15 protein-coding genes and 1 pseudogene are annotated in these 21,024 nt (G+C 72.0%); 13 read left to right on the top strand and 3 right to left on the bottom strand.

The genetic code is table 11. The annotated features are described in order from the left end of the window. The first annotated feature begins 58 nt into the window (after positions 1 to 58). The 3 genes from ACFY10_RS09825 to ACFY10_RS09815 are packed head-to-tail and all read left to right on the top strand — an operon-like array spanning position 59 to position 3,326. A complete protein-coding gene (locus ACFY10_RS09825; RefSeq protein ID WP_390664536.1) occupies positions 59 to 1,429 on the top strand; it encodes an extracellular solute-binding protein in 1,371 nt (456 codons plus the stop codon). Between the two features lie 2 nt (positions 1,430 to 1,431). Next, entirely contained in the window at positions 1,432 to 2,451 is a 1,020-nt protein-coding gene (locus ACFY10_RS09820; RefSeq protein ID WP_390664535.1) for a carbohydrate ABC transporter permease, read from the top strand. Beyond that, positions 2,448 to 3,326 (top strand): carbohydrate ABC transporter permease, encoded by an 879-nt coding sequence (locus ACFY10_RS09815; protein WP_390664534.1) that lies wholly within the window; start codon positions 2,448 to 2,450, stop codon positions 3,324 to 3,326. The genes ACFY10_RS09820 and ACFY10_RS09815 overlap by 4 nt, the downstream gene beginning before the upstream one ends. Here the strand turns inward: ACFY10_RS09815 and ACFY10_RS09810 are convergent. Both ACFY10_RS09810 and ACFY10_RS09805 read right to left on the bottom strand, forming a co-directional pair. Further along, complete coding sequence (locus ACFY10_RS09810; protein ID WP_390664533.1) at positions 3,316 to 5,526, bottom strand: glycoside hydrolase family 3 N-terminal domain-containing protein; 2,211 nt, start codon at positions 5,524 to 5,526, stop codon at positions 3,316 to 3,318. The genes ACFY10_RS09815 and ACFY10_RS09810 overlap by 11 nt on opposite strands. Beyond that, complete coding sequence (locus ACFY10_RS09805; protein ID WP_390664922.1) at positions 5,523 to 6,563, bottom strand: N-acetylglucosamine kinase; 1,041 nt, start codon at positions 6,561 to 6,563, stop codon at positions 5,523 to 5,525. The genes ACFY10_RS09810 and ACFY10_RS09805 overlap by 4 nt, the downstream gene beginning before the upstream one ends. 8 nt (positions 6,564 to 6,571) lie before the next feature. Between ACFY10_RS09805 and ACFY10_RS09800 the strand changes: the two are divergent. Then, positions 6,572 to 7,860, top strand: a pseudogene (locus tag ACFY10_RS09800) (cellulase family glycosylhydrolase). Positions 7,861 to 7,952: 92 nt separating this feature from the next. On the opposite strand, the gene nagZ reads toward ACFY10_RS09800, so the two are convergent. After that, positions 7,953 to 9,437, bottom strand: coding sequence for a beta-N-acetylhexosaminidase (gene nagZ / locus ACFY10_RS09795; RefSeq protein ID WP_390664532.1), 1,485 nt, complete (start codon positions 9,435 to 9,437; stop codon positions 7,953 to 7,955). Between the two features lie 229 nt (positions 9,438 to 9,666). Here nagZ and ACFY10_RS09790 point away from each other — a divergent pair, with 229 nt between their 5' ends. The 9 genes from ACFY10_RS09790 (at position 9,667) to ACFY10_RS09750 (ending at position 21,024) form a co-directional block, all read left to right on the top strand. Continuing rightward, positions 9,667 to 10,683: a YbhN family protein gene (locus tag ACFY10_RS09790; protein WP_390664531.1), complete on the top strand. Its 1,017-nt coding sequence runs from the start codon at positions 9,667 to 9,669 to the stop codon at positions 10,681 to 10,683. A gap of 380 nt (positions 10,684 to 11,063) precedes the next feature. Next, positions 11,064 to 11,678, top strand: coding sequence for an HAD family hydrolase (locus tag ACFY10_RS09785; RefSeq protein ID WP_390664530.1), 615 nt, complete (start codon positions 11,064 to 11,066; stop codon positions 11,676 to 11,678). A gap of 128 nt (positions 11,679 to 11,806) precedes the next feature. Further along, positions 11,807 to 13,066, top strand: a complete 1,260-nt coding sequence (locus ACFY10_RS09780) for a hypothetical protein (RefSeq protein WP_390664529.1) — start codon at positions 11,807 to 11,809, stop codon at positions 13,064 to 13,066. A 240-nt stretch (positions 13,067 to 13,306) separates the two neighbouring features. Continuing rightward, the gene (locus ACFY10_RS09775; protein WP_390664528.1) at positions 13,307 to 13,714 is read left to right on the top strand and encodes a hypothetical protein; all 408 of its coding nucleotides are present in this window, start codon (positions 13,307 to 13,309) and stop codon (positions 13,712 to 13,714) included. A 19-nt stretch (positions 13,715 to 13,733) separates the two neighbouring features. Then, positions 13,734 to 15,737, top strand: coding sequence for an Hsp70 family protein (locus ACFY10_RS09770; RefSeq protein WP_390664527.1), 2,004 nt, complete (start codon positions 13,734 to 13,736; stop codon positions 15,735 to 15,737). Next, entirely contained in the window at positions 15,734 to 17,239 is a 1,506-nt protein-coding gene (locus ACFY10_RS09765; protein WP_390664526.1) for a hypothetical protein, read from the top strand. The genes ACFY10_RS09770 and ACFY10_RS09765 overlap by 4 nt, the downstream gene beginning before the upstream one ends. Continuing rightward, positions 17,236 to 18,783, top strand: a complete 1,548-nt coding sequence (locus ACFY10_RS09760) for a hypothetical protein (protein ID WP_390664525.1) — start codon at positions 17,236 to 17,238, stop codon at positions 18,781 to 18,783. Before ACFY10_RS09765 ends, ACFY10_RS09760 begins: the two co-directional genes overlap by 4 nt. Continuing rightward, positions 18,764 to 19,087, top strand: a complete 324-nt coding sequence (locus ACFY10_RS09755) for a hypothetical protein (RefSeq protein WP_390664524.1) — start codon at positions 18,764 to 18,766, stop codon at positions 19,085 to 19,087. Before ACFY10_RS09760 ends, ACFY10_RS09755 begins: the two co-directional genes overlap by 20 nt. Further along, positions 19,084 to 21,024, top strand: coding sequence for a hypothetical protein (locus ACFY10_RS09750; RefSeq protein ID WP_390664523.1), 1,941 nt, complete (start codon positions 19,084 to 19,086; stop codon positions 21,022 to 21,024). The genes ACFY10_RS09755 and ACFY10_RS09750 overlap by 4 nt, the downstream gene beginning before the upstream one ends.

The following is a 21,024-nucleotide window of genomic DNA, read 5'->3' as shown; positions in this document are numbered from 1 at the left end:
ATCGGAGTCGAAGTTGGTTGATTGAACCAGCCCCTCGGCTGGTCCCAGGAGGGTGGACATGCGCGCTGGAAGACTCACCGCATCCGTGGCGGGAATCATCGCCCTGACGCTGACGGCGGCCGGCTGCGGCCTGTCCGGCGGCTCCGGCGGCGGGGACGGCACCGCCGGGGGCTGCAAGGTCGACAAGGGCAACGTCGGCTCCGGAAAGCTGACGGGTGACGTCAAGGGACAGATCACCTTCCAGACGACGAATCTGAAGAAAGACTTCGGGGATTTCTTCAACGGAGTGATCAAGTCCTTCGAGAAGGCCAACCCCGGCGCCGAGGTCAAGTGGATCGACGATCCCGGCGACAACACGTTCACGCAGCGGACGGTGGCCGACGCCCAGGCCTGTACGTTGCCCGACGTCATCAACGTCAACGCCGAGACGGCCACCGCCCTCACCAAGGCCGGCTACCTGCTCAACCTGGGCGTGAAGGACCCCGGCGCCGACAAGCCCTTCGTCCCGGCGTTCTGGAAGTCCAGCACCTTCAAGGACGCCTTGGGAGCGTCGGCGCACACGGTGTTCCCCTGGTACACCGGCGGCGTCCTGCTGACGTACAACACCGATCTGCTGAAGAAGGCCGGGGTCGACCCGGAGAAGCCGCCGACGACCATGTTCGGGCTGTTCGCGGACTACGAGAAGATCGCCAAGGCGGGCAAGGGCAAGTACTACGCGACGATGGCCAACCCGGTCTGGCGGATCCCGGCCGACTTCGACCAGATGAACATCAAGACGCTGTCCGCCGACGGCAAGTCCGCCGTCTTCGCCAATGATCCGAGGACTACCCAGTGGGTGGCCTGGATGGCGAAGCTGTACAAGGAGGGCGCCATGCCGAAGGACTCGCTGTCCTCCAGCAACGACCCCTCCACCCTGTACAGCCAGGGCAAGGTCGCCTACGGCTCGACGAACCCGAGTTTCGTGCGGTTCGTGAAGCAGAACAGCCCGTCCGTCTACGCCAGGACGGCCGTCGGCCAGCAGCCCTTCGACGCGCTCGGCCACACCACCGCCGCCCCGCAGTACATATCGGTCGCCGCGACCAGCAAGCACGCACCCGTGGCGCTCGCCTTCGCCAAGTTCCTCACCAACGCCGAGAACCAGACGGCCTGGTGCAAGGACCCGAACGTGGTGATCTTCCCGACGACCACCAGCTCGCTGAACGACCCGTTCTTCCAGAAGGTCACCGGTGACGACCCCTTCGCCCAGGCCCGCAAGCTCGTCGCCGAACAGCTGAAGACGGCCACCGCCTACCAGACCAACCTCTCCCCGGCCGTGCAGAACGCGATCGTGGCGCAGGTGCAGCTGGCCATGCAGGGCAAGAAGAGCCCCGCACAGGCCGTCAAGGACGCCCAGGCCAAGGCCAATGAGCTGCTGAAGCAGGCGGGCTGAGCGTGGCGACCGAGACCGCAAAGCCGGTGACCGTGCCTGGTACGGAGCGCACAGCCTCCGTGCCGGGCACGGCCCCGTCCCGCGCCCGCCGCATCGTCCGGGCGCTGCTGCCCGGCCCCGCGCCCGGCGCCAACGGCGCGGCGCTGTACCGCCGTTGGTGGCTTCCCTGGCTGTGGACCGCGCCGGCGATCGTGTGCGCGGTGGTCTTCGGGGTGTTCCCGTTCCTGAACACCGTCCTGCTGTCGTTCACCGACGCCAAGCCGCTCGGCGGCGCCGCGGGCTTCGTCGGGCTGGACAACTACACCCGCATGCTGGACGACCCGGACTTCTGGCTGGCGACCCGCAACAGCCTGCTCTACGCCGTGATCGTCGTACCCCTGATGGTGCTCCTGCCGCTGATGCTGGCCGTCCTGGTGGAGAGGAACCTCCCCGGCATCGGCTTCTTCCGCTCCGCCTTCTACACCCCCGTGCTCGCCTCCAGCGTGGTCGTCGGCCTGAGCTGGCAGTGGCTGCTGGCGGACGACGGGCTGGTCAACACCTGGCTGCAGAAGGCCCACTTGATCAAGTCGGCCGTCCCGTTCCTCTCCGACTCCTGGCTCATCCTCTTCTCCGCGATGGGCCTGACGCTGTGGAAGGGGCTCGGCTGGTACATGATCTTCTACCTGGCCGCGCTGGGGAACGTGCCCAAGGAGTTGCACGAGGCGGCCTCCATGGACGGCGCCGGCGCGGTCCGCCGCTTCTGGCACATCACCATGCCGGGCGTACGGCAGGCCATGATGCTGGTCGGCACGCTCACCGGCATCGGCTCGCTCAGGGTGTTCACCGAGATCTACATGCTGGGCAGCTCCACCGGCGGCCCCGGTGGCGCCGACCGCACCCTGCCCTTCTACATCCGCGACGTGGGCCTGGACCCGCTCACCGGCAACGCCGGTTACGGCTCCGCGGTCAGCGTCGCGCTGTTCGCACTCACCCTCGGCCTGACCCTGCTGGCGCAGCGCCTGACGAAGGAGGACGAGGCATGACGACCGCAGTGGAGAAGCCCCGGCGCCTGATGCCGCGCTGGCGCGACTACGGCCGCCCCCGCGAACTCGTCGTCCGCTACCTGCTGTTGCTGTTCGTGCTCGGCATCACGGTCGGCCCGCTGGTCTGGCAGTTCCTGGCGTCGCTGAAGGGTGTCGGCGAGGACGTCTTCGGCGCGAACGCCTCGCTCCTCCCCCACCACCCGACGCTCCGCGCCTATCGGCAGGTCTTCGACCAGGTGCCGGTGGCCACGTACATCCGCAACAGCGTGATCGTGGTCGTCCTGTCGATCGTCAGCCAGCTCCTCTTCTCCACCACGGCCGGCTACATGCTCTCCAAGCCCGGCTGGAAGGGCCGCAAGGCGGTCTGGGTGGTGCTGGTCGCCTCCATGATGTTCCCCTTCGAGTCGATCATGGTGTCGTTGTTCCTGAGCATCCGCGACCTGGGCCTGGTCGACAACCTGGTGGGCGTGTGGCTGCCCGGGTTCGTCGGCGCCATCAACGTCCTGCTGATGCGCGGCGCGTTCCTCGCCGTGCCGCGCGAGATCGAGGACTCGGCGATGCTCGACGGCGCGAACGAGTGGCAGCGGTTCAAGTACCTGTACCTGCCGTCAGCGTGGGGCGCGATCATGGTGGTCACCATCAACACCTTCATCAGCGCCTGGGACGACTTCCTGTGGCCGCTGATCGTGCTCCGCTCGGAGAGCCACATGACGCTGACGCTGGGCCTCTCCCGGCTGCAGAGCTCGTCGTTCGGCTACGACCAGCGGGTGGTCATGGCCGGTTCGGTGATCTCCGTCATCCCGGTGCTGGTGCTCTTCGTGATCACCCAGCGGTGGTTCTACAAGGGCGTCTCCTCGGGAGCCGTCAAACTCTGAGATCCAGCACGGCGGGTACGGCGGTGAGCGCGGCCCGCGCGGACTGAGCGACCCGGATCTCCACGGTCTTGGTCCCGGCGAGTCGGTCCCTGTCGAGCGTCAAGGTGACCGAACGGCACTCGCCGGGCACCAGGTCGACACCCTCGAACGCGAACAGTTCGAGGGTGCGCGGCCATCCGGACGTGATCAGTCGCCGCAGATAGACCTGCACGACCGTACGGCCGTGCCGTTCCCCGGTGTTGGTGACGTCGACCGTGACGCTGTGCCCGTCCGTGCTCGGGGGGCCGTACGCGAAGCTCGTGTACGACAGCCCGTGCCCGAAGGAGTGCAGCGGCTCGGCGCTCTCGTCCACGTAGCCGCCGTACTCGGTGTCCTTGTGGTTGTAGTGGACGGGGAGTTGGGCCGCCGAGCGGGGCATCGAGACGGGGAGGCGGCCGACGGGTTCCGCGTGCCCGAGCAGCACCTCGGCGATCGCGTCGCCGCCCCACGGGCCCGGATACCAGGCGGTGAGCAGGGCCGCCGCGGTTTCGGGCACGATGTGCGGGCGGCCCTGGATCAGGACGACGACGGTCGGCGTACCCGTCGCCACGACGGCGTCCAGCAGGACGTACTGGGCCCTGCCCAACCGCAGCCCCGCGAGGTCGACGCCTTCTCCGCAGGTCATCTCCGAAACGGCCGTGCGCGCGGCCCCGTTGGCGGCGAAGTCCGTCTCGGGGCTACGGGCGCTGCTGCCGCCCAGCACCAGCACGGCGACGTCGGAGGCGGCGGCCGCGGCGACCGCCTCGGGGATGCCGGAGAGGTCGCCGCCGGTGAGGGCGCAGCCGCGGGCGTGGCGGATGTCGGTGCCGGACGGGGCGAGCTTGCGCAGGCCGTCGAGGACGCTGCTGCCGGTGCGTTGAGGAGCCGTGTAGTCGCCCGACTGGTGGGCGGCGGTGGCGGATTGGGGTCCGAGGACGGCGATACGGGAGACGGCCGCCGGGATCGGGAGGGCGCCGCCGTTGTTGTGGAGGAGGGTGACCGAGGCACGGGCGAGGGCGGTGCTGACGGCGCGGCCCTGCTCGGAGGACGGCAACTCGCCCCCACCGTAGGGCCGTTCGAAGAGCCCGAGCCGGAACTTGAGGCGCAGGACGCGGGCGACGGCGGCGTCGAGGACGGACTCCTCGACGAGCCCCTTCTCCACGGCCTGCTCCAGGTGCGTGAAGCCTTCGTCCCACAGGCTCAGGTCGACACCGGCGTCGAGGGCGAGGGCGCCGGCGGAGACCTTGTCGCCGGTGATCCGGGCGAGGCGGTCCACGGCCAGCCCGTCGGCCATGACCAACCCGTCGAACCCCCAGCTCTCGCGCAGGAGCCCGGTGAGCAGGGCGCGGTTGCCGGAGCAGGGCATCCCGTCGACCTCGTTGTAGGCGGCCATGACGGCGGCGGCTCCGGCACGGACGCCCGCGCGCGCGGCGGGCAGATGGATCTCGTGGAGTTCGCGGAGCCCGAGCTCGGACTCGGCGGAGTTGCGGCCGCCGACGGTGGCGCCCTGCCCGGCGAAGTGCTTGAGGACGACGGGGGCCTTGTCGTCGGGGAAGAACTCCGCGGGCTCCCCCTGCATACCGCGCACGAGTGCCTCCGTCAGGCGGGCGGCGAGGTACGGGTCCTCGCCGAAGCACTCCTCGGTGCGGCCCCAGCGGGGGTCGCGGGCGATGTCGAGGGCCGAGACCAGGGCCAAGTGCCCGCCACGGGCGCGCAGTTCGGCGGCGGCATGGGCGGCGGCGCGCTCGTACAGCCCGGGATCCCAGGTGGCGCCGACGGCCAGGTTGACGGGGAGGACCGTGCCGTCCAGGGCCATGTGGCCGTGCGGCACCTCCTCGACGAACAGCGCGGGGATGCCGAGCCGGCTGCGCTCGAGGACGTGCCGTTGCACCAGCTCCGCAAGGGCCGCGCTGTCCCGGGCGCCGGGCCCGTTGGTGTGGTCGACACCGGACCAGGCGTCGGCGCGCATCAGCCCGTACAGGGCGCCGAGTCCCTCGAAACGGTCGGTCTCGGCGTACAGGGCGTCGGTCAGTTCGTACCCGCCGTCGGGGGTGCGGCGGTAGGCATCCCAGCCGTACATGCGCTGGTTGAGCTGACCGGCCTTCTCACGGAGGGTCATACGGGCGAGGAGGTCGCGGACGCGGGCGTCGAGGGGCGCGGCGGGGTCGCGATACGTCGTCACAGTCGGCGTCCTGATTCGAGTCGGGCGAGGGCTACGGCGCCCCGGCAGCCGTCCGCCACCCAGTCCAGGCTCAGGCCACGGGACTGTAGGCGGGCCGACAGGGCCACGGTCAGGGGGCCGTCGGGGCCGAGCAGACCGCCAGTGGCTACGACGCGTTCGCCCCGGCGGGGCTCCAACGCCGCGATGGTGTCCGCCAGTTGGACCACCGCCTGGTCGAGGATCGCCTGCGCCGCGGGGTCCTTGTCGCGTGCCGCCTCGGCCACCAGGGGGGCGAACCGGGCGAGCCGGGTCGGCGGTTCGGCCATGACCACGGGGAGCAGGTGCATGCGGTAGGCCTCGCGGACGGCGCGGGACCAGTCGGCGCCACCGGAAGCGGCGCCGGGCAGGACCTCTGCCGGCAACCCCAGCGCCCTCCCCACCGCGCCCGCCAGCACTGTCGGCCCGCCCCGCCCGTCGGCCATCCGCAACGCGGCCCGTACCGCCTCCCGGCCGATCCAGAAGCCGCTGCCGTCGTCGCCGAGGAGCCAGCCGTCGCCGTCGACGGTCGCCGTACAGCGGCGGCCGGTGATGCGCATGGCGACGGCGCCGGTACCGGCGACCAGGGCGAGACCGTCGGCCGGGGTGCCGGGGGCGGAGGCGAACGCGGCCTCGATGTCGCTGCTGACGGCGATCGAGTCGACGACGATGCCCAGCCGGCCCAGGGCGGCGGTGAGCGCGGCCAGAGCGTTGAGGCGGCCGGAGTCGTCCTCGTCGGCGCCCGTGGCACCCGCGAAACCGCCGCCCACGGCGACGACCCTGCCCCGCGCGGCCTCCGGCACCGCCCCGGCCACCGCCTCGGCGAGGTGGTCGGTGAGCTGGGGCAGCGGGACGGTGAGGGCGTTGCCGGGACCGGCGGCGCCCTCGCCGAGGAGGCGGCCGTCCGCGGCGGTGGCGAGGACGGCGCGGGTGCGGGTGCCGCCGGCGTCGAGGCCGACGACCAGCTCCGGTTCACCGGAGTCCTGATGGCCACCGGGCTCTTGGTTGAAATCGTTATTCATCATCGACCATGGTGGTTGATACATTCAGCCAGGACAAGCCCCCGACCCGGAGGGTCGGCGACCCGAGGAGGATCCCATCCCTACGCTCCGCTTCGGCGTCAACTACACGCCCCGCCGCGGCTGGTTCCACGCCTGGCACGACTTCGACCCGCAGCACGCCCGCGAGGACCTGGCCCAGATCGCCGGGCTGGGCCTCGACCACGTCCGGGTCTTCCACCTCTGGCCGCTGCTCCAGCCCAACCGCACCCTCATCCGCACCGCCGCCGTCGACCAGCTGGCGCAGCTCGTCGACCTGGCGGCCGAGGCCGGCCTGGACGTCATGGTGGACGGCGTGCAGGGGCATCTGTCCAGCTTCGACTTCTACCCGGAGTGGACCCGCAGCTGGCACCACCGCAACGTCTTCACCGACCCGGAGGCCGTCGAGGCACAGGCGGAGCTGCTGCGCACGCTCGCCCGCGCCCTCGCCGACCGCCCGAACCTCATCGGCCTCCAGCTGGGCAACGAGCTCAACAACCTGGTCGAGCACAACCCGGTGACGGCGGCCGAGGTCGACCACTACCTCGACACGCTGCTGGCGGCCGCCCGCGAGGGCCTGCGCCCCGGGCAGCTGGCCACGCACTCCGCCTACGACGCCGCCTGGTACGGCGACGACCACCCGTTCACACCCGAGGCCTCGGCCCGCAAGGGCGACGTGACGACCGTCCACCCGTGGGTGTTCTCCGCCGACTGCGCCCGCCGCTACGGCCCCGCCTCCTTCGAGGTGCAGCACCTCGCCGAGTACGGCACGGAACTCGCCAAGGCCTACGCCGACGATCCGTCCCGGCCCGTCTGGGTCCAGGAGACGGGCGCCCCCGAACCGCACATCCCGGCGGCCGACGCCCCGGACTTCGCCCGCGCCACAATCCTCAACGCGGCCGACTGCCAAGGCCTTTGGGGCGTGACCTGGTGGTGCTCCCACGACGTGGACCGCTCACTGGCCGACTACCCGGAACTGGAGTACACCCTGGGCCTGTTCGACGCGACGGGCCACACCAAGCCGATCGCCGAGGCCCTGGCGGAGACGGTCGCCGAACTCCGCGCAAAGCCGACCTCCCCCCAACTCCGCGACACCGCCCTGGTGTTGAACTGCACGCCCGCCACCCGCTCCGTATCCGGTCCGGGCGGTGCGTACTTCGACGCGTGGATGCGACTGCGCAGGCAGGGCGGGCGCCCGGCGGTAGTGCTGGCCGAACGGGCCGACGACAAGGGGCACTTGGCGGCACGAGGGATCATGCGGACCGTAGAACCGCAGGGCTGAAACTCCCCCCTTTTTTGGGGGGCGCGGGGCTGTGTTGGATTTGCGGCTGCCGCCGCGTGGGCGCGACCAGCCCCCACCGACCCGCAGCCGAATCACCCACCCAAAATCTCCGCCACGGCCCGCAGATTCACCCGCCCCCGCCCGAACGAGCACAGATCGCCACCCTCCGGCAGCCCGGTGTCCACCCGCACCGCGTCCGGCCGCCGGGCCAGCAGGGCATCCCGGAAGCGCGCCTGCCAGGCATGCAGCCCGGCATCACAAGTAGCCACGACCAACGGTGAGCCCGCAGAGATCCGCAGGATCCCATCGACAAGAGCGGCCGGATCCGCCGGCTCCCCACTCACCGCCGTACCGCTCGCCGCGGGGTCGATCGGGCGCAGCTCGGTCAGGAGGTCCTCGCCGCCCCAGTTGAGGGCGGGGTGCGGGGGCGGGAAGAGGTCGACGACGTGGGCGCCGCGTACGGCACGCGGCAGGGCCCGGCTGCGTACGGCGCGCCGCGCCGCCTCCAGTCCGGCCCCGTCGTCCCAGCCGGCCACCAGCCCGGCGGGGGTCGCATACCGCTGGGCGAGCCGCCGCACCCGCCCGGCGGCCTCCCACACCCGCTCCTCGGTCAGCCGGCCGGAGTCCACCGCGTCGAGCACCGCGTCCCGGCAGGCCAGGGTGACCTCCAGGTCTGGTACGGCGACGACGACCTGGTCCGCGCCCGCGGCGAGGGCTATGCGCGCGCCGGCCGCCTCGCCGTAGCGGTCGGCGATGGCCTTCATCTCCAGGGCATCGCTGACCAGCACGCCGTCGAAGCCGAGGTCGTGGCGGAGCAGGTCGCCCAGGATGCGGCGGCTGAGGGTGGCGGGGCGGTTGGCGTCCAGCGCCGGATAGACGACGTGCGCGCTCATCAGCATCGGCACGCCCGCGGCGACGGCTGCGCGGAACGGTTCGAGGTCGGCGCGGAGTTCGTCGTACGGCCGCGGGTCGATGGCGAGGTCGTGGTGGCTGTCGGTCTCGGTGCCGCCGTGGCCGGGGAAGTGCTTGGCGCAGGAGGCGATGCCACGGGCCTCGGTGGCGGTGATCCAGGCGCGCAGATGGCGGGCGGCGAGCTCGGGGTCGGCGCCGAAGGAGCGGGTGCGCACGATCGGGTTGTCCGGCCGGCGCTGGAGGTCGGCGACGGGGGCGTACGAGGTGGTGATGCCGAGCGTGGCGAGGTGGCCGGCGAGGGCGTCGGCGCAGCGGGCCGTCAGGTTCGGGTCGTCGGCGACGCCGAGGGCGTAGGAGCCGGGGACCTCGGGGGCGCCCGCGCCCACGAGGTGGCCGATGCCGCCACCCTCGTTGTCGATGGCGACCAGCAGATCGGGGCGGATCGCCCGCAGCGCGTCGGTGAGCTCGCGGACCTGCTCCGCGTCGCGCACATTCCGGGTGAACAGGATGACACCGCCCAGGCCGCGGTCGATGAGCCGCTTCAGGGTGTCGGGGAAGGCGGTGGTGCCCTCGAAGCCCGCGACGAGACAGCGGTGGACCGCCTCGTCGAGGTCGGAGGAGACGGAGGACAGGGCCGGGCCCACGGACAGCTGCTCGGAGGTCACTCCTGGATTGTTCTGACTGATTCATCCGAAAGTCAACACTTCACTGGCTGAATGATTCACCGGCGGGGCAGCCGTCGCCCAGCCGCCCGCACTCCTTCGACTCCCGGACACCACCCCGTCACGCCAGGCGGGAACGGTTCCGCCGTCCCCTCCTGGCTCGCCCCGTATCCGTCACGCCCGCGCACCGCTCCCCGCCGCCCGGGCGTGACGTGGAAGGACGACGTGCGCCGTGTCCCTGCTCCCGCTCGACGACGCCCCCGGCCGGCTCCCCGCCGCCGTCCCCTCCCTGCCCCCGTCCCCCGTCCGCTTCCACGCCCCCCGCCTGCTCCGCCGCGCCCTGGTCCTGCTCCCCCTGCTCCTGATCGGCGTGTGGGCGGCGGTCGACTGGCGGTCCGTGTACGACGGCACCGCCCGGCTGGGCTCGGCCGACCCCTGGTGGCTGCTGGTCGCGCTGTTCTTCACCTGCCTGGGCTGGCTGTCCGCCCCCTGCATCCGGCAGGGCGCGCTGCCGGAGCGGCTTCCGGCGGGGCTGCTGATCGCCTCGCAGTTCGCCGCCGGCTACGCCAACCACGTGCTGCCGGCGAGCATCGGCGCCCACGCCGTCACCCTGCGCTTCCTGCAGGGCCGCGGCATACCCCTGGCCCGGGCCACCGCCTCGCTCGCCCTGTACTCGGCGGTGAAGCCGATCGCGAAGACGCTGGTGCTGCTCGTCTTCCTGGTGGCCTTCCCCGGCCTGCTGCTGACCGGCGAACTCGTGCCGGACCGGCGGACCTCGCTCCTGATCGCCGGAGCCGTGACGCTCGCCCTCGCCGGCACGGCCCTGCTCGTGACGACCGTACGGCCGCTGCGCCGCCCTCTCCTCGACGCCCTGCGCTGCGCCCTCACCGACGTACGACTGCTGCACACCCGGCCCGCGCGGATCCTCGCCCTGTGGGGCGGGGCGGTCGTTGCCCCGCTGATTCAGTCGAGCGTGATCTTCGCGGTCGGGGCGGCGCTCGGCCTGTCGCTGTCCTGGGTGCAGGTCACCTTCGCGTTCCTGGCCGCGAGTACGGCGATGGGGGCAGTACCCGCACCGGGCGGCATCGGCCCCGTGGACGCGGGGGTCGTGTTCGCCATGGTCGCGCTCGGAGCACCCGTGGACCTGTCGGCGACGGCCGTCATCGGCTACCGCGTCCTGACGGTCTGGCTACCCCTGCTGCCGGGGGCGCTGGTGCTGTCGGCGCTGGTCCAGCGGAAAGTGTTGTGAGTCACCGTCGGGCTTCGGCCGTTCTGCATGTGACCTGCGGATGTCCGACTGGTCAAACGTGCGGGGTGACAGCGGGGGCAAGCGTGTATCCGGCCGACTTGCGGCGGGCGTCCGACCTGCACGCTTCCCTGCGGCCACATCTCCTGCCGAGCGTGACGAGCAGGTGTCGTACCGGCAGGCGAGACGGGAACGTCCGCTTCCGGCCGGATCCGATCTGGCGCAATGCCGTCCGCAGGCCATGACCGAAGCGACATCAAATGGTCACGCTGCGCTTCTGTATGTGTCAGATCCGTGCACAAAACGAGGAGAAGGTTCGTAGCCCCACTCCCGACGATTCCGACCAGTAAGGACCCACCATCAAGACCCGCCGCCCCACCCCCGTGATCGCGTTCTTCGACGTGGACGAAACACTGCTCACCACCCCGGCCCGGTACGACTTCCTCCGCTACCGGCTCGGCGAGCCGCAGTACTCCTACGAAGTGGACCAGTTGGGCGCCATGGCCGCACTCGGTATCGACCCTTCCCACCTGCTGCGGACCTACTACCGCCTCTACGCGGGAACCCCGTCGGCCGAGCTGATGGAACAGGGGCTGCACTGGTACGAGGAGGTCCGCCAGGGACGCCGCACAGGCCCGCCGTTCATCGCCCAGACCCTGACCGCGCTCCGCGCCCACCAGGACGCCGGGCACCTCACCGCCCTGGTCTCCGAAGCCTTCCCGCCCTGTCTGGCCCCGCTGCGCGAGGACCTGGGCGCCGACCTCGTCCTGTGCACCGAACCCGTCCTGGACGCCGAGGGGTGCCTGACCGGCGAGGTGCGCCACCCGATGACGGCGGCGGCCAAGACCCGGGCCGTCGTCCGTGCCGCGGCCGAACACCACGCGGATCCCCGGGACTGCTTCGGCTACGGCACCCGCACCGACGGTCTCGGCCTGCTCGCCTCGGTCGGCAACCCCACTGTCGTCGACGCCCGTACGGCCCTCGTGTCGCTCGTGTAGCAGCCCGGGCCGCGGCCCCGCACAGGCAACCGACAGCGCCGAGCCCCCCTCTACAGGGATGACGCGGCACAGTGCCCGCGTCCCCGGCCGTCCCGACGCCGGACGCGGGCAGAGTGGGAGGGCGGAACGTGCGGAACCGGGAGACGGCGCCGGCCGTGCCCAGGGACGGGGCGCGGATCGGCCGGATCGGCCGCTATCCGCTGCGGTGGCACAACGCGCTGCTGGCCCTGTGGACGGCCCTCTGGTTCTTCGTGGCCGAACGCCACGGAGCCGTGTCCTGGCACTACCTGAGAACCGGTCAGCAGCTGCTCTTCCACCAGATCCCCGGCGGCGGCCTCGCCCTCTACGCCAACCACCCCGAGCTGCAGATCGGCCCGGTCAGCTTCCTGGTTGCCGGGCTGTTCGCCCCGTTCCCCGCCGAACTCGGCGAGAAGCTCGCCGACGCGTTCATGTCGGGTCTGGGCCTGTACATGCTGGTGCTGGTCGGCCGCGCCGCCGCCGACCACTACCGGGGAACGGGACTCAACCACAAACGCCTCCAGCAGCGCGTGCTGATCGCCGGGGCGGCCTTCATCCCCATGTGGGTGGAGGTCGCGGTGCGTTTCGCGCACCTCGACGACGTCCTGGCGCTGTTCTTCACCACCCTCGCCGTCCGCGCACTGGTCCGCGGCAACGCGACGGCCGTGGGCGTCCTGCTGGCCCTGGCGGTGGACTCCAAACCCTGGGCGGTCGGATTCCTGCCCCTGCTCCTGGCGCTGCCGCGCCCCGCCCGTCTGCGCTCGGCCGCCTGGGCGGCCGGCGTGGTGGCCGTCGCGTGGCTCCCCTTCTACCTCACCCACGTGGACACCCTGGCCGCCGCCCACTTCACGATCCCGAACCAGCCCGCCTCGTCCCTGCGCTGGTTCGGCGTGCACAACGCCGCCACGCCCTGGTGGGACCGGCCCGCCCAGATGGCCCTCGGCATCGCCCTGGGCGCCCTGGCCGTCCGCCGGCACCGCTGGCCGGCGGTCGTGCTGCTCGCCGCCGACGCCCGCATCGTCCTGGACCCGAGCGTGTACACCTACTACAACGCCTCGGTGCTCCTGGGCACCCTGATCTGGGACTCCATCGGCCAACGCCGCCTGGTCCCCTGGGTCAGCTGGCTGGCCCTCATCTCCCTCTACGGCAGCGCGCTCCTGGTCCCCTCCGCGTCCGCCCAGGGCCTCATCCGCCTCGCCTTCGCGGCCGGCTCCGCCGCCTACGTCCTCTTCTGGCCCCAACGCCCGCCCCGCAACAGACGCCACGGCCGGCGGGCACAGGACCGGGGGCCCGCCGCAGCCGCGGGAGTGGACCGGCGCCGAAACGTTCACCTCACCGAGCAGGAATGCGCGGTCCATCCGCCGATGTGACCATCAATTCCGGCCATGTTGATCGCAGCACGTGCAACTGCCGTGGATCGAGGGGAAGTCTGCTCATCGCACCACTAGACTCTGCGCCACATCACGACCGCACACGGTCGTACGAAGTCAGGCAAGACCGCGTCGTACGCGAGTACTAAAGGCCTCGGACTCGACGCGTAGCGTTCGCGAACGGGGGCTGCTGGTATGCCCGATGCCGATACGGCAGGTGGGTCGCTCTTCTCTGTGCCGATGGTCGTGCCCAGATCGACCGAGTACACCCGCCTCGGTGTGCCGCCGGAGGCGACGGCCGAGGAGATCCGCGCGGCGGCGGGCCGGTACGACGCCCGGCTCCGGGCCCGCGGTGCGAGCGACGAGGAGATCGCCGCCGCGCATGCCGTCAACCTGGAGAACGCCGAGGACCGCGCCGCGCACGACGCCCGGTTTCCCCCGCTCGCACTGCTGCGCCTCGCACCGACCTGGGAGCCGGTCCTCGACGAGGACGCGAAGGCTGTCGGTCTGACCGTGCTGCGCCGGGAGATCGAGGCCTTTCTGACCGCAGCCGGTGAATCCGTCCACCACCCCATGGACACCACCCGCACCGACTTCACCGGCGACTTCACCCGCACCCACCTGCTCGACGGCTTCGCCGAAGACTGAACCCGGAGGTCCCCGCCCCATGGAAGACGAGCTGCACCGGGTCGTCGGCATCGACCTCGGTACGACCTACTCGGCCGTCGCCGCATATCACCCTGACGACTTCGCTCCGAAGATCCTCGCCGACCCCGAGTTCGAGGGGGCCGGCGCCGTCGCCACACCCTCGGTCGTACGACTCGATCCGGCCACCGGTGCACTCGTCGTCGGACACCGGGCCAAGGACGCCATCCGTCAAGGACCGGGCGCCGAGGGCACGTTGGTGGAGATCAAGCGTGAGATGGGGGCGGTGTTCACCCCGGAGCTCCTCGACCTGTTCGGGGCGGGGGGCGTCTACGCGGTGGGCGACCCCGTGCGGGCCAGGCTCGGCGACGACTGGCTGCGCCCGCAGGAGATCAGCGCCCTGGTGCTGATGCGGATGAAGCGGATCGCGGAACAGGCGCTGGGCGGGGACGTCCACGACGCGGTGGTCACCGTCCCCGCCTACTTCACGGAGCGGCAGAAGAAGGCCACCGAGGAAGCGGCCCTGCTGGCGGGTCTGTATCCGCGCCAGCTCATCCCGGAGCCCACCGCCGCCGCCATCGCCTACGGCGTCGACCGGGCCGAGACCGAGCGGCAGGTCTACCTGGTGTTCGACCTGGGCGGCGGCACCTTCGACGTGTCGATCATCGAGACCCGGGAAGACGAGATCGAGGTCATCGCGACCGCCGGCGACCAGCGCCTGGGCGGCGGCGACTTCGACAACGCCGTCGTCGAGTGGATCATCCAGGAGCTCGGCGAGGCATTGCCGCAGGGCATCGAGAAGCTGCAGATCAAGGCGGCCGCGGAGACGGCGAAGCGCGAGCTGTCGCTGCGCGCCGCCACGACCGTCGACCTCGGCGGCGGGGCCCCTCCCCTGGAGCTCGGCCGGGACACCTTCGAAGCGCTGATCCAGCCGATCCTGGGCCGCTCCCTGAAGCAGGTCCGCGCGGCGCTGGAGTTCGCCGAGGAGGAGAAGGGCGTGCTGCCCGAGCACGTCAACGCGGTGCTGCTGGTGGGCGGTTCGACCCGTATCCCGCAGGTCAGGCGGATGCTCCTCGAACACTTCGACCGGGACGAGGAGTTCGTGCGCGGTGACGCCAACCCGGACACGCTGGTCGCCCGGGGAGCGGCCATCGTGGCCCATCGGTTCGAGGCCACGCCCGCCTTCGACCTGGGGACGCGGCCCACGGCCGAGCGGTCGGCGGACGAGCAGGACTACGCCGTCACGCTGATCACCGAGCACACCCTGGGTGTCGGTGTGCAGGACGGCAAGTTCAACAAGCTGATCAAGCGGGGCACCAAGATCCCGGCCCGTCAGGTGCGGACGTACACGAACCCCGAGCAGGCCCACCGCATCGAGGCGGCCATCTATCAGGGCGAGGGCGAGTACATCTACGACAACACCCTGATCGGCACGATCCACCTCGACGACATCGAGCGCCGCCCGGCGGGATACCACGAGTTCGAGGTCGAGTTCCGGCTCGATGTGAACGGTCTGCTCGGGGTGCAGGTCACCCACACCAACACGGGCCGGGAGTACCAGGCGACGTTCGACCAGAGCACCACCATCGGCCACCTGGACGAGCTGGCGGAGCGACGGGACACCCTGCGGCAGTTGTTCGCGACCGTCAGGCCGGCCGGCGAGGACGCGTCGGTTCCTCCGTCTGCGGTGCCCGTGGTGCCGGGGCCGGCCGCTCCCTCGGTGCCGGGGCCGGTCTCGCCCTCGGTGCCCGAGCCGGTGTCCCCCTCGGTTCCCAAGCCGGTCTCCCCCCAGGATGCCGGCCCCTCCGTGCCCGCTCCCGTGCCCGCCGCCGGAGCCGAGGTCGACCCCGCCGCCGTACCCGCGGAGTACCGGCGCATGGTCAAGAAGGCGCTGCGGGCGGGACGCAACGGCCAGGCGTCGCCCGCTCTCACCGCGGCACTGGGCGCGTTCTGGGACGCGGCGCGCGCCGGGGCGGACGAGGACACGCTGGACGAGCTGGCCGACCTGCTCGAGGAAGAGCTTTGACGACGACCGCCGGTTCGCAGGCCGAGGCCGTCGCGGCGGAGCTCGACGCCGAGTACGCCGGGGTCGGCTGGTGGGGCACGCTCTACCGCGCACCGCGCCGCCGGCGCTGGTACCGGCTGATCCCGGTCGAGGAGATCGACGGGGAGCAGCGGTCCGAGCTGCTGGCCTGGCCGACCCGGCCGCGCCGTCCCGATCTGGTTCCCGTGGTGCCCGGCGAGCAGGGGGAGCAGCGGCAGCTGGCCGGCCGCTGGTTCCAGGTCGTCTGCTACGAGACCGACGCGGCACGCAGCCTCGCGGACGCCCTGGCGGATCGCGAGCCTGCCGCACGCCTGGCGCCCGTGGCCGGCGCCCTGCGTGCGCTTCCGGGCTGGCGTACGGCCATCGGCCCCGAGCTGGTGGCGCTCCCCGCCGATGTCGTGCTGACCGGGCAGGGCCCGCTGCTGCTGCCGCTGCCGGGCTGGGGCGCCCCGTCGCTGGGGCAGATCTTCGCGGAGCCGGAACGCCTCGCCCATCTCACGCCGGAGGCGGCCCGCGGTCTCCCGGCGGGCGGCCGTGACCCCGCGCTGCACGCCCTGGGCGTCGCCGCGCTGCACTGCTTCGAGTCGCCGCCGGACGCCGACGCGGAGCGGTTGCTGCAACGGGCGGCCTGCGCCACCGTGTTCGCCCCGCGCCCGCGCTACAGCCGGCTGCCGTCCTGGATGCGGCGCGTGCGTTCCGTACGGGCGGTGCGGGAGGAGCTGCACGCGCTCACCGGGCCCCGGTCCGAGGAGCCCTCGGAGGTGGATCCCCTGCGGCTGGCCGACGCCCTCGACGAGGCGCGCCGCGCGATGGACCCGCTGACGGCGGTGCGGGCCCTGCGGACGGCGGGCGAACCGCGCAAGGCCGTCGGGCTCGCCCACGCGGCGCTGGTCGACCAGCCGGGTTACGGGCTGATCGTCCTCGCCGCCGAGATCGCCCACGAGGATCTCGGGGATCCGCTGGAGGCGCTGTCGCTGCTGGAGCGTGCGGTGCAGGCGGACCCGGAGCGCGCCGAGGCCTATCCGGTGCAGCTGTCGATCATCGGCGGGCTGTGGTCGGTCGTGCTGGGGCGGCTCGCCGGGGCCGCCGACGGTTCCTTCGCGGACCGGCTGCTGACGACGGCCCGCGCGGCGTTCGACCGCCTGCCCCCCGCTGTGCGCCGCGACCACGCCCACGAACTGGCCGTGTGTCTCATCGGCCGGGGCGAACTGGTGGAGGCCAACGCCTTTGTGCACCAGTGGCTGCACGACGGGGACACCCTGATGTGGTGGCGTTTCGACCTGATGCTCGACTACGCCCAGACCTTCCTGCTCCTCGACCGCCTCGACGCCGCAAAGCAGGTCGCCGACGAGGTCAGGGACGGGCTGGGGCGAGTGCGGGAGCACGGTTCGATGGCACGGCGCGACATCCATGAACACGGCATGCGGTACGCGGACTTGGTGCGGAGACTGCACGAACGGCGAGGCGGGGAGAGCGGCGCGTGATCACGATTCTGTCGGCGGTCGGCCTGGCCGTGCTGTTGTCGACGGGGGCCAGTGCCGCGTACTTCCTCGTGGTGCTGCCGCGCCGCTGGCGGCTGCCGTACGAGCAGTCGCTGGCGCTGCTCGACAGCGACGACCGGGACGAGCTGGAGCGGGCCGACCGGCTGCTCGGGCAGGCCGTCAACGCGGGGCCCCGGGGGCGGGCGCTCGACCGGATCCGTTTCGCGCAGGCCTATGTGCGGGCGATGCTCGGCAGGTACGAGCCCGCCCGCTACGGTGCCGCCGCGACCGTCCTCGACGAGCTGATCTCCGCCGAGGGCCGCACCGAACACACCGCCTACCTGGAGCTGTGGCTGCACGCGCGGCTGGAGAACCACGACCGCGTCACCGACCTGTACACGGAGCACACCGCGCTGCTGACCGCCCGCCCCGAGAGCCGTCGTATCGCCGCCGTCTCCCATCTCCAGCTGGCCGTGGCGCACTTTCGGCGGCGTGAGATGGACGGGGCGCTGCACCACTTCGACCGGGTCCGTGCGCTGGGCGAGCTCACCGACCGGATCCCGCCCGAGGTGAACGACCTGCAGCTCGTCAAGGGCGTCCAGGCGGTGTTCGACGGGCGGGCCGAGGAGGCCCGCGAGGCATTCGGTGACGCGAAGAAGCGCGCCGAGGACCGTGAACTGCCCACCACAGAGGCCGAGTTGGGGATTCTCGCGTGCGACTGGGCCGACGGCGACCCGCAGGAGCTGGGCGGGCGGCTGGACGGGCTGGCGCAGCAGGTGGCGGAGCGCCCGGCCGACGATCCGACGACGGCACTGCTGCGCACCGGTGTCGCGGTGCTGAGGCTGCTGGTGCTGCTGCGGGAGTGGCGGGGCAGGCCCGCCCGGTCCGGGGCGCCGTCGCCGTCCGACTTCCGGGAGCTGGAGCGGCGGGCGGGCGCGGTGCGCGAGGCGGATCCCGAGCTCGGCGACGCCGCCCTCGTCGAGGGCCTGGTCCGCTACTACTTCGCCCTGAGCCAGCCCGAGCGCGAACAGGCCCTCGCCGTACTGGACCAGGGCAAGGGACTCGCCAAGGGCATCACCCTGCCCGAGGTGCTGCACCTGATGGAACGGGAGCGGGAGCTCGGCGGAGAAGGCAGCGCCGTCTCCCGGTACCTCGCCCTGATCGGCGAGTTCCTGCAGGACCCCGACCGCTCCGCCGAGGAACTGGCCGAATACCGGCGTCTGAAGGAGCGGTTCCAGCAGTTCGGTGACGCGGGCGGACTCGACGACAGCGCGAAACCGCAACCGCCCGCCCCGCAGGACGACTTCAGACGCCGTTCCCAGGCACTGCGCCGCCGTATCGAGCTGATCGTGCGCCCAAGGCTGCGGGACCTCGACGAGGACGCCCCGGCCCGGCTCGCCGTGCAGGCGCTGCTGAAGGAACTGGAGGAGGCCTCCAAGGTGTACGCCGACGGTGCCGAGGTCCTGTACGGAGCGGAGCGGAAGCTCATCACCACCACCGGAGAGATCCTGCTGCCCGAGGAGAGCGATGACCAGGATCGTGCCTAGGCGATCTACGGGCGCCCGGTCCGGGCGAAGGGCCGGACTCGTCCCCTGGCGGCGTCGTACGGCGGACCGCGCCGCGCTGCTCGACCGGCTGGCCCCGGTGGAGCACCGGCCCGCGGCGGACGAGGAGCAGCTCTTCGAACAGGCGGGGCTGGCCCAGGTGCTGCTGCTGATGGTGAAGGTGGACCAGGAGGCCGAGTACCTGCTGTGCCGGGAGCTGGCGGAGCACGCGCTCGGCAGTGTGCCCGACCCCGGCGAGGTCACCGGGCTCGCAGAGGCGCTGGATGCCGGGGAGGAGCAGGTATGACCGGCGGCGGAGGCGACCGTCACTCCTTCCGTGAGATCGACCCCGTCCAGTCGCTGCGGGCGCCGTCCTTCGAGTTCACCGAGCTCAGCCGGCACGCGGAGCTCCCCGAGCACGACCGGCAGCTGGCTGAGCTGGCCCGCAGGGCGGCCACCGAGGCCGTCACCGACCGGCTGCTGGAGCTGACGCCGGTGGCCGGCGGGCTCACCGAGTTCTCGCTGGTTCTCGGCGACGACGACGAGGACCTCCTGGAGGACGGCCGGGCCAACGCCCATGCGGGCAGGTATGCCGTCGCCCTGGAGCAGCTGACCACATACCTGCGCACCTATCCCGGGCATCAGGAGGCCCGCTATCTGCGCGCGTTCTGCATCTACCGCCTGGACGGGCAGGACCAGGTGGAGGCGCTGCGGATCCTGTGGCCGCTGCGCGACGAGGAGATGCCGGACGAGCTGCGCGGCAGCGTCGACGACCTCCGCCGCGAACTGCGCCGCCTGCTCACTCCCCTCGAGATCACGGCCTACGACCGGACGTCCCGCTCCGACCCGCGGGGTGCGCTCCGCCGGGCGGAGGCGTTCTGGCAACTGGCCCCGGAGGAAGGCTCCCTGTCCCATCTGGTGGCCCTCGGCCAGGCCAGGAGCGGTGCGCTGGAGCAGGCCCTCGACACCGCGACCCGGGGCGCCGCCGAGGCGGACGTGGACCGGGAGCAGGTGGCGGCGCTGGCGCGCAGTCTGCTGCTGCCGGTGCTGCGCCCCCTCGTCGCCCCGGCCGCCACGGCGTTCAAGGACCGCAATCCGCGTCTGGCCCGCAGCGAACTGTCCCAGCTCCCCGCCCGCTGGCGCCTCCAGGCCGTCGTCAGAGACTTCGACGCCTATCTCGCCCAGTGCGTGGCCGCCCGGGGCCGCACCTCGCTGCCGGCGCCGCAGCTGCCCGAGGACCGCGCCGACGACGTCTACTCGCTGATCGCCGAGACCGACGCGCAGCAGGCCGCCGGGCTGATGCGGGACGGGCGCGACCTCGAGGCCGAGCGGCTCCTGGCCCGGGTGCTGCTACTGGTGCCGGGCTTCCGCTGGCTCAACTTCCTTTACGCGGTCTGCCTGTTGAGGGTGGGCCGCGATCCGGACCGGGCCGCGGCCTGCGCCGAGATCGCCCGCCGCGACCCCACCATCACCCAGGCCGAGGAGTTGCTGCAGGCCGTCAGGGGCTGGCAGGAGGCGACGGTCATCAACCCCGCGGTCACCGAGTACATCGCCGCGATGGAGTCCGTGCGCGGCGGGGCCTCCGCCGACCGGCTGACCGTCCTGCGCAACCGGCTGTCCGCGCTGCAGCACAAGCTCCCCACGCTTCGCTCGGCGGCCCGGACCGAGCGCGGCAGACGGACCGTCGAGGAGCTCGGGAAGGCGATCGCCGAGCGGCTCCTGGAGGTCGAGGACGCTGTCGTCGTGGCGGATCTGTACGACAGGTACGACGCCATCATGTCCACGGCGAAGGGCGGCATCCGGGACTCTGCGGCGGCTGACCGCCTGGCCCGCTCCCTCGACACGCTGGCCTCGCAGATCAAGGAGCTGCGCCGACGGGCCAGGACCAGCATTTCGGGCGGCCAGTTCGACGAACTGGCGCAGGCGGTGGCGGCCCGGCGTGCGGAGGTCGAGCGGGTGAAGCCGGGGCTGCAGGTGTCGGTTCTGGTCCGGAGGTTCAACGAACTTCTCGAGCCGCCGTCGAAGCCCGAACCGGACCCCGACGACCCCTTCTCCTCGCTGCAGGCGCTGCTCGGTGTCGCGGAGCCGCCGCGCCCGGATCCGGTCAGGCTGCTCACCGAGCTGACCCGGCTCCGCACGGAGGCCGAGGCTCTGCGCCGCAATGCGAGGGGCATGGACTCCCGGGACCTGACACGGCTCGACGAACTGCTCAGCGCGGTCCGCAGCGTTCTGGGAATGAGATGA

This window comes from Streptomyces sp. NPDC001401 (assembly GCF_042895385.1).
Classification (GTDB): Bacteria; Actinomycetota; Actinomycetes; order Streptomycetales; family Streptomycetaceae; genus Streptomyces.
This window is presented reverse-complemented; position numbering and strand designations above follow the sequence as displayed.